Origin of the sequence: Embleya sp. NPDC127516, assembly GCF_044765325.1 — a bacterium.
Classification (GTDB): Bacteria; Actinomycetota; Actinomycetes; order Streptomycetales; family Streptomycetaceae; genus Embleya.
On the sequence record NZ_JBIWJT010000005.1, the window covers coordinates 456,617 to 468,526 of the forward strand.

General features: G+C 69.3%; 9 protein-coding genes. 1 reads left to right on the forward strand and 8 read right to left on the reverse strand.

Translation table 11 applies throughout. The features are described 5' to 3' along the window. Nucleotides 1-122: 122 nt before the first annotated feature. Nucleotides 123-1,538 (forward strand): APC family permease, encoded by a 1,416-nt coding sequence (locus ACIRL2_RS12640; protein WP_395862101.1) that lies wholly within the window; start codon nucleotides 123-125, stop codon nucleotides 1,536-1,538. Between the two features lie 112 nt (nucleotides 1,539-1,650). Here the strand turns inward: ACIRL2_RS12640 and ACIRL2_RS12645 are convergent, their stop codons facing one another. The 8 genes from ACIRL2_RS12645 to ACIRL2_RS12680 all read right to left on the reverse strand — a co-directional run bounded on the left by ACIRL2_RS12645 (nucleotide 1,651) and on the right by ACIRL2_RS12680 (nucleotide 11,594). Continuing rightward, on the reverse strand, nucleotides 1,651-2,445 hold the full coding sequence (locus tag ACIRL2_RS12645; protein ID WP_395862100.1) for a tyrosine-protein phosphatase: 795 nt from the start codon (nucleotides 2,443-2,445) through the stop codon (nucleotides 1,651-1,653). Nucleotides 2,446-2,519: 74 nt separating this feature from the next. Beyond that, nucleotides 2,520-3,479 carry a metallophosphoesterase gene (locus ACIRL2_RS12650; RefSeq protein WP_395862098.1) on the reverse strand — a complete coding sequence of 320 codons (960 nt, stop codon included), beginning with the start codon at nucleotides 3,477-3,479 and terminating at the stop codon, nucleotides 2,520-2,522. Between the two features lie 187 nt (nucleotides 3,480-3,666). Next, nucleotides 3,667-5,169, reverse strand: a complete 1,503-nt coding sequence (locus ACIRL2_RS12655; RefSeq protein WP_395862096.1) for a CoA-acylating methylmalonate-semialdehyde dehydrogenase — start codon at nucleotides 5,167-5,169, stop codon at nucleotides 3,667-3,669. 405 nt (nucleotides 5,170-5,574) lie between these two features. Further along, nucleotides 5,575-7,005 carry an NAD(P)/FAD-dependent oxidoreductase gene (locus tag ACIRL2_RS12660; protein WP_395862094.1) on the reverse strand — a complete coding sequence of 477 codons (1,431 nt, stop codon included), beginning with the start codon at nucleotides 7,003-7,005 and terminating at the stop codon, nucleotides 5,575-5,577. 105 nt (nucleotides 7,006-7,110) lie between these two features. After that, entirely contained in the window at nucleotides 7,111-7,911 is an 801-nt protein-coding gene (locus ACIRL2_RS12665) for an ABC transporter permease (RefSeq protein WP_395862093.1), read from the reverse strand. Further along, nucleotides 7,911-8,831, reverse strand: coding sequence for an ABC transporter permease (locus ACIRL2_RS12670; protein WP_402231994.1), 921 nt, complete (start codon nucleotides 8,829-8,831; stop codon nucleotides 7,911-7,913). The genes ACIRL2_RS12665 and ACIRL2_RS12670 overlap by 1 nt, the downstream gene beginning before the upstream one ends. 14 nt (nucleotides 8,832-8,845) lie before the next feature. Further along, nucleotides 8,846-9,997 carry an ABC transporter ATP-binding protein gene (locus ACIRL2_RS12675; protein ID WP_395862091.1) on the reverse strand — a complete coding sequence of 384 codons (1,152 nt, stop codon included), beginning with the start codon at nucleotides 9,995-9,997 and terminating at the stop codon, nucleotides 8,846-8,848. Nucleotides 9,998-10,091: 94 nt separating this feature from the next. Then, a complete protein-coding gene (locus tag ACIRL2_RS12680; RefSeq protein WP_402231909.1) occupies nucleotides 10,092-11,594 on the reverse strand; it encodes a gamma-aminobutyraldehyde dehydrogenase in 1,503 nt (500 codons plus the stop codon). Nucleotides 11,595-11,910: the final 316 nt, after the last annotated feature.

An 11,910-nucleotide genomic window follows, 5' to 3' on the forward strand; every position in this document is an offset into this window, starting at 1 on the left:
GGATCTTGACGGGTGATCAAACGGGCGTTTGTATTACGCCGCACCGTTCGGAAGGTACGAACGGCTCACCATCCGTCCCGGAGGCGATAACCGCACCCCGCTGTCCCGCAGAGGTAGCGCACATGGCTGTTGAAACAACCCCACCGCCGTCCGGGACCCTGACTCCAGTCACCCTCGACGCCGGTGGTACCCCCGCCCCGCTCAAGCGCTCCATCGGAGTCGTCGGCGGCACACTGCTCACCCTCTCCTGTCTGACCCCCGCGTCCTCGCTCTTCGTGATCGTTCCGGACATGTTCGAGACGCTCGGCTCCGGCACCGCGTTGGCCCTGGTCGTGGCCGCCGTCCTGTGCGTCGGCGTCGCGTTCTGTTACTCCGAGCTGGGCACCCTGATCCCCAGCGCCGGCGGCGAGTACGCCATGGTCGGCACCCTGATGGGCCGCTTCATGGGCTGGCTGGTCTTCATCATCGCCACCATCGTGGTGATGATCGTGCCGCCGATCATCGCGCTGGGCACCGCCGATTATCTGACCTCGATCGCGACGATCGACACCCTGTGGGCCGGCGCCGCGGTGATGATCCTGGCCACCATCATGGGTTTGCTCGACCTGCGCGCGAACGCGTGGGTGACCGGCGTGTTCCTGGCCCTGGAGGTGATCGCCGCGGCGATCGTGGCCTTCCTCGGCTTCGCCAACACGCACCAGTCCACCTCGACGCTGATCAAGCCCGAGGTCATCGCGGACACCGCGGGCAACACGACGGATCCGGTGAAGATGGCCGTGCTGATCGCGGGCATGGCCGGCGCGCTGTTCGCCCTCCAGGGCTTCTCCACCGCGGTCTACCTGGCCGAGGAGATGGAGAACCCGCGCCGCACGGTCTCCCGCACGGTGTTGTGGACCCTGGGTCTGGGCGGCGTGATCCTGATCGTGCCGACCATCGCGATCTCGCTGGGCGCACCCGACCAGGCGACCCTGGCGGGCGGCGACATCCTCGGCCTGGTCGAGGGCTGGTCCAACCACGGCATGGCCACCTTCATCGGCCTGTGCATCGCGCTGGCGATCATCAACGCGGGCGTGGTCATGGTGATCCAGAACTCGCGGGTGGTCTACGCCTCGGCCCGCGACCGGGCCTGGCCCGAGCCGATCAACCGGGCCTTCGGCAAGGTGAACCGGTTCGGTTCGCCGTGGGTCTCCACGCTCGTGGTCGGCGTGCCCGGCGCACTCCTGTGCTTCGTACCCACGACGCTCCTCAGTGAGGTCACCGGCGTCGCGGTCGCCGCGCTCTACCTGGTGGTGGCGCTCGCCGTGCTGGTCGCGCGCAAGGGCGCGCACAAGACCACCCAGGCGTGGCGGATGCCGCTGTGGCCCGCGATCCCGGTGCTGCTGATCGCGGCGATGATCTACGTGCTGACCGAACAGCCCACCCGTGCGCTGCTGATCACCGGCGGTGTGCTGGTCCTGGCCGCGCTGTACTGGGTGCTGTACCTGCGGCCGCGCCAGGAGACCCGCTGGAACATCAAGCTGATGGCCGACGACTCCTGACCGTCGCGGGCCTGCGGCAACCGCCGCACGCCGTACCCGCCCGAGGGCGGTGCCTCCTCCTGTGGGCACCGCCCTCGGGCGCGTCCGGACCCGTTTCGGTCCGCCGCCCGGCTCAGTCCTCCAACAGCGCCGACCGCAACCGGTCCAGCCGGTCCGCGTCCAGGCCCAGGCCCCGCTCCAGGTAGGCGTCGAAGCCGCCCCAGTGGGTGTCCATCACCTCCAGCGCGCCGCGCAGGTACTCCTCGCGTACCTCCAGGAACGGCTGGAAGAGTTCGAGCAGGCCGGGCCGCATCGCGAGCTTGTCGCTGTTCGGCTCGTAGCGGTTGCCCGGTTCGTTGCTGACCAGGTAGTTCGCCACCGCGTCGTCGGCGGAGACGCCGACGATCCGCTGCACCAGCGCCGCCGCTATGCCCGCCCGGTCCTTGCCGGCCGAACAGTGCACCACCACCGGCAGACCGTCGGCGTCGATCATCGCGCGCAACATCTCCGCGTGCTTGTCGACCCGGTTCACCACCTGGTCGCGGTAGTCCGCCGCGATCGACTTCTCCGCGCGCCCGTTGCCGAGCCGCTCGCGCAGCACGCTCAGGTCGGCGTTGCGCAGATCGCTCCAGAAGTCCGAGTGCCGGGCCGGGTCGGACATCGGCAGGTTGAGCCATCGCGCGCCGTCCGGCAGCACGTCGGCGCCGTCCAGCTCGATGTCGGCCGGGCTGCGCAGGTCCACCACGAGCCGGATGCCCAGCTCCGCGATCACCGCGCGGTCCGCGTCGGTGGGCTTGGCCAGGTGGCCGCTGCGGAAGTAGCGGCCGGCGCGCACCCGCCGGCCGTCGGCGGTGGGCAGTCCGCCGATGTCGCGGAAGTTGCGGACCCCTTCGAGGGCGAGTCCGGCGTCCGCCTGATGTTGTGTCACGTGTCTCCTCGTGCTGCTCGGGCTCGTACTGCCTCGGCGCGGGTCCCGGGACCCGCCGAACGAATGCGGCGGGTTCAGGCGCCGCGGACCGGACGCGGCTCGCCGAACCGCTCCAGGAACCCCTCGTCGGTCATCTCGCGCATCTCCTCGATGGTCACCACGCCCAGCATGAGATCGGTGAGAAAGCGCGGTGCGGGCTTGGCTCGCATCGCGTCCGTGATCGGACCGGGCGCGGTGTGCGCCCGGGACTCGACCCGCCCGTCGGGGTGCAGCGTGAACGTCCGGTAGCCGGGGCCGTCGAAGTGCCTGCCGGCGTAGTCGATGCTGTACGTCGTCGAGGGCGCCACGAACACCGGGACACCGGCGAACTCGCCCTCCAGGCTGCCGTGCAGGTGGCCGCCGGAGATGGCCCGGATGTGCCCGAAGTCGCCGAGCAGCGCGCCGAGTCGACCGGAGGGGTCCAGGTGCGGGGAGATCTCCGCGAGTGGTGGCTGGTGCACGAACAGCAGGACGTGTTCGGCGTCGGACCCGGCCAGGATCTCCCGGATCCGGGCCGCCTCGGGCGCGCTGAGCTCGGGCCCGTCGGCCCGGGTCATCCGGTCGTCGAGATCGCGGTACACGCCGTCGCCCACGTGTTCGCGGCCGAGCGCGTTGGTGTCCACCATGAGCAGCAGCCACTTCCCGATCCGCACCGCGGGTTCCAGGTGCACACCGGTACGCGGCAGGCCCGCGGTGTAGGCGTCGTGGCTGTCGTGATTGCCCGGCAGGCAGTACACCGGCACAGGGAGCTCCTGCAGCACGTCCCCGAGCCGCCGGTAGGCGCCCGGTTCGCCGGTGTCCGCCAGGTCGCCGGACGCGACCAACACGTCGGCGGCGGAGAGCGCGTCGGCGGCATGCGCGAGGGCCGCCGCCAATCCGGCGTCCGGGTCGTGCTGCACGAACCCGTGCGTGCCCGGAGCGTCCCGGTAGTGCACGTCGGAGATCTGGATCAATCGGACGGCCGTATCGCCGTCCGGTCTGTCGTCGATGGGCATGCGCCGTTCCCCTGTCGCGTTCGTCGCGGCCGCCGATTGATCATCTGACGACCCGTCACGCATGCTGCCAGGGAAGGCGTACGGAAGAAATGGGCAAGCCCGCCCGGCGCGCGCGGGAACGACGAAGCCCGCCCGACCACGTCATTGGGGTCGGGCGGGCTGCGCGCGAAGTACGGCGCGCGGTATGTCAGTCGTTGGTCGGGAAGCCCAGGTTGATGCCGCCGTGGCTGGGGTCGAGCCAGCGCTGGGTGACGACCTTGCCGCGGGTGAAGAACTGCACGCCGTCGGCGCCGTACGCGTGCAGGTCGCCGAACAGCGAGTTCTTCCAGCCGCCGAACGAGTAGTAGGCGACCGGGACCGGGATCGGCACGTTGATGCCGATCATGCCGACCTCGACCTCGTTCTGGAACCGGCGGGCCGCGCCACCGTCGTTGGTGAAGATCGCGGTGCCGTTGCCGTACGGGTTGGCGTTGATCAGCGCCAGGCCCTCGTCGTAGGACTCGACCCGGACCACCGACAACACCGGGCCGAAGATCTCGTCGGTGTAGATCGACATCCCGGGCGTGACGTTGTCGAACAGGGTCGGGCCGACCCAGTAGCCCTCGGCCGTGTCGGCGCCGTTGATCGGGTGCTCGCGGCCGTCCACCACCAGCGTCGCGCCCTGGTCCTCGCCCGCCTGGACGTACGACAGCACCTTGTCCGCGTGCTGCCGGGTGACCAGCGGGCCCATCTCGGACTGGGCGTCGTTGCCGGCGCCGACCCGGAGCTTGGTCATCCGCTCCTTGATCCGGGCGATCAGCTCGTCGGCGATCGGCTCGACCGCGACCAGGGCGGAGATCGCCATGCAGCGCTCGCCGGCCGCACCGAAACCGGCGTTGACCGCGGCGTCGGCGACCAGGTCCAGGTCGGCGTCCGGGAGCACCAGCATGTGGTTCTTGGCGCCGCCGAGCGCCTGCACCCGCTTGCCGTAGCGGGTGCCGTTCTCATACACGTACTTGGCGATCGGGGTCGAGCCGACGAACGAGACGGACTTGATGTCCGGGTGCTCCAGGATGCGGTCGACCGCGACCTTGTCACCGTGCACGACGTTGAACACGCCCTCGGGCAGCCCGGCCTGCTTCCACAGGTCGGCGAGGAAGTTCGCGGTGGACGGGTCCTTCTCGCTGGGCTTGAGAATCACCGTGTTGCCGGTGGCGATCGCGATCGGGAAGAACCACATCGGGACCATCGCCGGGAAGTTGAACGGCGAGATGATCGCGACCGGGCCGAGCGGCTGGCGGATCGAGTAGACGTCGATGCCGGTCGACGCCTGCTCGGAGTGCCCGCCCTTCTGCAAGTGCGGGATGCCGCAGGCGAGTTCCACGACCTCCTGGCCGCGGGCGATCTCGCCGAGCGCGTCCGAGTGCACCTTGCCGTGCTCGGCCACGATGATCGCGGCGAGCTCGTCCTTCTTGGCGTTGAGCAGCTCGCGGAAGTTGAAGAGCACGGAGGAGCGCTTCGCGAGCGAGGCGTTCTTCCAGCCGGCGAAGGCGCGGACGGCGACCGAGACGGCCTCGTCGACCTCGGCCACGGAGGCGTAGTCGACCGTGCCGGTGACCTTGCCGGTGGCGGGGTTGTGGATGTCGCCCCGACGCTCGGAGGTACCGGTCCACTCCGCGTTGGCAATCCAGTGGGTTACGTGGTTCGTCACGGTCCGACCTTCCGGGGGATGCGGTTCTGGCGAGGGGCCGCACAAGCCCCGTACGGTTTGCCAGTCTGCTGGCCGGAGGGTGTGGGCTCAAGGTTCACAGTGTCGGCGGTTGGGGCGTTCGCCTTACAGACCGTCTTGGTCGGTGTTGAGGGTGCCCACCCGCCCACCCGTTACGTTTCGGGACGACGCTGCGGATTCACCACGCGGGGCGGGCGAATCATGGCCTCGCGGCCCCCGCCGGGGCTCGGGAACGGCGCACCGGAAGCCGGGTGAGGCGCATGCTCACCCGGCTGCCCGACGGCGCGTCAGCGCCCCCGACTCGATCGCGTGAAGTGATCGACGAGCGCGCGAGGAGAGCGGCCGGAGGCCGCCCGGCGGCACAGCCGCCCCGCGCGCAGCGCGGTTCTAACTGTCGAAGCCCATGCCTACCTTGTCGAGGGCCTTGAGCCACAGGTTGCGCTTGCCGCCGTTCTTGTCGGCGCGGTCCATCGACCACTTGGTCATCGAGACGCCGGCCCACTTGATCGGCTCCGGCGGGAACGGGAGCGGCTTGGTGCGGACCATCTCGAGTTCGGTGCGCTCGGTGGGGCGGCCGTCGAGCCGGTCCAGCATCACCTCGGCGCCGAAGCGGGTGGCACCCACGCCCAGGCCGGTGTAGCCCAGCGCGTACGCGACCTTGCCCTTGTAGGCGGTGCCGAAGAACGCCGAGAAGCGGCTGCAGGTGTCGATCGCACCGCCCCACGTGTGGGTGAAGCGCAGGCCCTCGAGCTGCGGGAACGTCTCGAAGAAGTGCTGGGCGAGCTTCGCGAAGGTCTCCGGCCGCTGGTCCAGGTCCGAGGACAGCTTGGAGCCGTAGTGGTAGATGGCGTCGTAGCCGCCCCACAGGATCCGGTTGTCCGCGCTGAGCCGGTAGTAGTGGAACTGGTTGTTCGTGTCGCCGATGCCCTGCCGGTTGTGCCAGCCGACCGCCGCGAGCTGCTCCTCGGTGAGCGGCTCGGTCATCATCGCGTAGTCGTAGACCGGGACCACGAACGGCCGCAACCGCTTGACCAGCGACGGGAACACGTTGGTGCCCAGCGCCACGTTGCCCGCGAAGATCCGGCCGTACGCGGTCTCGAGCACCATCCCGGAGCCGTGTTCGGCCAGTCCGGTCACCTTGGTGCGCTCGTGGACGCGCACGCCCAGCGACTCGCACGCGGCCTTGAGGCCCCAGGCCAACCGGGCCGGGTCCACCATCGCGCAGCCGGTCTTGTCCCACACGCCCGCGAGATAGGTCGGCGAGGCGACCTCGGCCCGGACCTCGTCGCGGTCCAGGAAGGTCAGTTCGGTGCCGTACCGCTTCGCGAGTTCGATCTCCTCGCGCAGTTCCTCGACCTGGTGCGGCTGCGTCGCGACGTTGAGCTCGCCGGTGCGCTCGAAGGCGCAGTCGATGCCGTAGCGCTCGACCGCCGCCTGGATCTCGTCCAGGTTGTGCTCGCCCAGCCGCTCCAGCCGGGCCAGTTCGTTCGGCCAGCGGTCCAGGCCGTTGTAGAAGCCGTGGGTCAGGCTCGCGGCGCAGAATCCACCGTTGCGACCCGAGGCCGCCCAGCCGATCTCGTGTGCCTCGACCAGCATCACGTCGCGCGAGGGGTTGCGTTCCTTCGCGATCAGCGCGGTCCACAGGCCCGAATAGCCGCCGCCGACGACCACGAGATCGCAGTGCTGGTCGCCGACCAGGGCCGCGCGCGGCTCGGGGCGGTCGGGCCGGTCGAGCCAGAAGGGAGTCGGCGCGGCGTCCGCGAGCGAGCGGACGGCCTCGACCGAGGGGGCAGGATCCGACGTGTTCCGGGGACCCATGGGGTTTCACCACTTTCGCGGGGCCCGCCGGGGTCCCCTTGTCGGACCCCGGCGATTTCACCGCATAGCTACAGATCTGGGATTGATCATCATGCAACGGACGAACTACGCCCGCTGTTTGGCCCGCCGTGACGCGCGGATCTGTCCGATCATCACGATCAGCACGGCGATCACGAACATCGCCGAGCCGATCACGTTGATCTGCGGCGGGGTGCCGCGCTGGGCGGCGCCGTAGACGAACATCGGGAAGGTGACCGTGTTGCCCGAGGTGAAGTTCGTGATCACGAAGTCGTCGAAGCTCAGCGCGAAGGCGAGCATCGCGCCCGCCCCGATGCCGGGCGCCGCGAGCGGCAGGGTCACCCGCAGGAACACCTGGGTGGGTGACGCGTACAGGTCCTGCGCGGCCTCTTCGAGCTTGGGGTCCATGCCCAGCACGCGGGCCTTGACCGCGACCACCACGAAGCTCAGGCAGAACATGATGTGCGCGATCAGGATGGTGACGAAGCCGGTGTTGATCCGCATGTTCAGGAACAGCGTGCCGAGCGAGGCGCCCATCACCACCTCGGGCATCGACATCGGCAGGAACAGCAGCGTGTTGATCGCGCCGCGGGCGCGGAACCGATAGCGGCCGAGCGCGAACGCGATCGCGGTGCCGAGCACCGTGGCCGCGATCGTGGACAACACCGCGATCTTCATGCTGACCGCGACCGAGTCGCAGATGCCCGCGACCCCGCACGGCTCCTTCCACGCGTCGAGCGTGAAGCCGTTCCAGGTGTAGTTGAAGCGCCCGTTCGGATCGTTGAACGAGAACATCAGCACGACGATGTTGGGCAGCGTCATGTAGCCCAGCGCGAGCAGGCCGAACAGCACGATGACGTTGCGACGCAACCAGTTGACGACGGCCATCAGACCAGGTCCTCCGTCCCCGCCTTGCGGATGTACGCCGTCACCATGAGCACGATCAGCAACATCAGGATGAACGACAGGGCGGCCGCGGTCGGGTAGTCCAGCACCCGCAGGAACTGGGTCTGGATCACGTTGCCCGCCATGCCGGTGTCGGGCGAGCCGAGCCACTGCGCGTTGACGTAGTCGCCGGACGCCGGGATGAAGGTGAGCAGCGTGCCGGAGACCACGCCCGGCAGCGACAGCGGGAAGGTGACCTTGACGAAGGTGGTCTTCGGCGACGCGTACAGGTCGCCCGCGGCCTCGTGCAGCCGCGGATCGATCCGCTCCAGGCACGCGTACAGCGGCAGCACCATGAACGGCAGGAAGTTGTAGGTCAGACCGCAGATCACCGCGAGCGGCGTGGCCAACACCCGGTCGTCCTGGGTGAGTCCGAGGAACGCCGTGACGTTGGTGAAGTGCAGCTTGTTGAGCACGTCCACGACGATCCCGTTGTCCGCGAGGATCGTCTTCCAGGCCAGCGTGCGGACCAGGAAGCTGGTGAAGAACGGCGCGATCACCAGCACCAGCCACATGCCGCGCCACCGGCCGGCCTTGAACGCGATCGCGTAGGCGAGCGGGTAGCCGATCACCAGGCACATCACGGTCGCCGCGGCGGCGTACCCGAACGAGCGCAGGAACTGCGGGTAGTACTGCTCGATCGCGTCCCAGTAGGTGGCCCAGTGCCAGGTGAGGTCGTAGCCCTTGCTCAGGTTGCCGGTCTGCAGCGAGGTCGAGCCCTGCACCACCATCGGGACGGCGAAGAACACCACCAGCCACAGCAGACCGGGAGCGAGCAGCGCGTACGGCACCCATCTGCCGCGCCGTTCGAGCACCGTGGTCGCCTTGGTGTCCTCCGCACCCCCCGTCGTGCCCGCGCCCAGGGTGCCCAGCGCGCTCACGCGGCGTCCTCGCTCGCCTCGGCGATGCCCGCGGTCAGGTCGCCCGACTCCAGGCCGAAGCCGTGCCCCGGGTTCCAGTGCAGGATCACCGTCGCGCCGGGCACCACACGCGGGTCGCGCTCCATGTTCTGCTCGAACACGGTGAACTCCTGGCCCCAAGGCATGCGCACGACGTACTGCGTGGAGACGCCGATGAACGCGGCGTCCACGATCACGCCGCCGTCGAGGCGATTGCGGCCGTCCGCGATGGTGGCGTCCGCCGCGTAGGTGATGGTGATCTTCTCCGGACGGATGCCCATCACCAGCCGGTCGCCGTCGGCGGACGAACGGGCCGCGGGCAGCACCAGCCGGTTGCCCTGCGCGTCCAACAGCAGATCACCGTCGGCGCGCCCGGTCACCTTGGCCTCGATCAGGTTGGACTGGCCCAGGAAGTTGGCCACGAAGGTGGTGCGCGGCGCCTCGTACAGCTCGACCGGCGAGCCGAGTTGCTCTATTCGGCCGCCGTTCATCACGGCGATCGTGTCGGCCATCGTCATGGCCTCTTCCTGGTCGTGCGTCACGTGCACGAAGGTGATGCCCACGTCGGTCTGGATGCGCTTGAGTTCGAGCTGCATCTGCCGCCGCAGCTTGAGGTCGAGCGCGCCCAGCGGCTCGTCCAGGAGCAGTACCTGCGGCGTGTTGATCAGCGCCCGGGCCACCGCGACCCGCTGCTGCTGACCGCCGGAGAGCTGGGTGGGCTTGCGCTTGGCCAGGTGCCCGAGCTCGACCAGGTCGAGCATGTCCTTGACCGGACCCGCGGTGTCCTTGATGCCGCGCCGCTTGAGCCCGAAGCCGACGTTGTCGGCCACGCTCAGGTGCGGAAACAGCGCGTAGTTCTGGAACACCGTGTTGACGGGGCGCTTGTACGGCGGCAGCGCCGTGACGTCGCGGTCGCCGATGCTGACGCTGCCCGTCGAGGGCTGCTCCAGTCCGGCGATCATCCGCAGCGTCGTGGTCTTGCCGCACCCCGAGGCGCCGAGGAGGGCGAAGAACGATCCCGCCGGGATCGTCAGGTCCATGGGTCGGACGGCCGTGAAGTCGCCGTAGTGCTTGCTCAGACCCGCCAAGGAGACGTCGCCGGAGTCGCCGGCCCGCTGCTGCTCAGTCATGATTCCTCTCGCCGCATCGCGGGCCGGGGCCCGTCCGCCGGCCGCAAGGGCGGTCGAGGGCTCGCGCTCCCGACCGCCCGCTCGATGGGGGTGGTTACCGATTTCCGAAGATCGTCCGGTGCCAGTCCTTGCGGGCGATTCCCGTGCCGTCGTACATGACGTGCTTGACCTGGGTGTACTCGTCGAAGGAGTACTGCGACATGTCCTTGCCGAAGCCGGACGCCTTGTAGCCGCCGTGCGGCATGTCGCTGATGATCGGGATGTGGTCGTTGACCCACACGCAGCCGGCCTGGATCTCCCGGGTCGCGCGCAGCGAGCGGAAGATGTCCCGCGTCCACGCGGAGGCGGCCAGGCCGTACGGGGTGTCGTTGGCGAGTCGGATGCCCTCCTCGTCGCTGTCGAACGGCAGCACGACCAGGACCGGGCCGAAGATCTCGTCCTGCACGATCTCGCTGTCCTGGGCCACGTCGGTGACCAGCGTCGGACGATAGAACGCGCCCTTGGCCAACTCGCCGCCGGGGATCTCGCCGCCGGTCATGATCGTCGCGCCGTAGCCGCGGGCACGCTCGACGAAGCCGGCCACCGACTCCTGCTGACGCCGCGAGACGAGCGGGCCGAGGTCGGTCGAGGGGTCCATCGTGTCGCCGAGCCGCACCCCGTCGTACAACTCCGCGACGCCCGCGACGAAAGCGTCGTAGAGCGGGCGCTGCACGTAGGCGCGGGTCGCGGCGGTGCAGTCCTGGCCCGAGTTGATCAGCGACGCGGCGACCGCGCCGTTGATCGCGGCGTCGAGGTCGGCGTCGTCGAAGACCACGAACGGGGCCTTGCCGCCGAGTTCCAGGTGCAGCCGCTTGACGGTCTGCAGCGCGACCTCGCCGACTCGCTTGCCGACGCCGGTGGAGCCGGTGAACGAGATCATCGACACGTCCGCGTGGCCCATCAGGTACTCGCCGACGGTCCGGCCCTTGCCGGTGATCACGTTGACCACGCCGTCGGGGATGCCCGCGTCGGAGCACGCCCGCGCGAACATCAGCGAGGTCAGCGGCGTGATCTCGGCGGGCTTGAGCACGATGGTGTTGCCCGCGGCGATCGCCGGGAGGATCTTCCAGGCGGCCATCTGGAGGGGGTAGTTCCACGGCGCGATCGAGCCGACCACGCCGATCGCCTCGCGGCGCACCATCGACGTGGAGCCGGCCGAGTACTCGCCGGCCGCCTTGCCCTCCAGGTTGCGCGCCGCGCCCGCGAAGAACGCGGTGTTGTCGATCGTGCCCGGCACGTCGAACTCGGTGCTGAGCCGGATCGGCTTGCCCGCCTGCGCGCTCTCGACGCGGGCGAAGTCCTCGGCACGCTCCTCCAGCAGCACCGACAGCCGGTTCAACGCGGTCGCCCGCTCGCCCGGGGTGGCCCGCGACCACTGCGGGAAGGCGCCCTTGGCGGCGGCTACCGCCGCGTCCACGTCCGAGGGGTCCGCCAGCGTGAGGGTCTCGACCGTCTCGCCGGTCGCCGGGTTCGTGACGTCGAAGGTCTCTCCGGACGAGCCCTGCCGCAGTTGTCCCCCGACGTACTGATGACCTTTGCCGAAGTCCTGCACAGGCATGGGAGCCCTCCAAGGGGGTTTTCGATGAGCCGACGGGCGCCGCGGGTGGCGGTTATGCGCGTGAGCCGCGTCAGCGTAGGACGATGCCGTTTCGACACGGGGTGCCGCAACAGGCACATCGACAGGTACGAGGACGTGGGCTTTACAGGTCGTGAATCGTCGCGATCGACCCCGGGGTCGGGGGTCGAACCGCTCGACGACCTGTCACCATGGAAGTATCGCCCGCCGAGCCGTTTACAGATTGCTCGCCGATTCCCGCTTCCCTTGGGAACCAACCGCCGTCGCGGTCGGGCCGAAGTCAGCTCGCGGAGGTTTT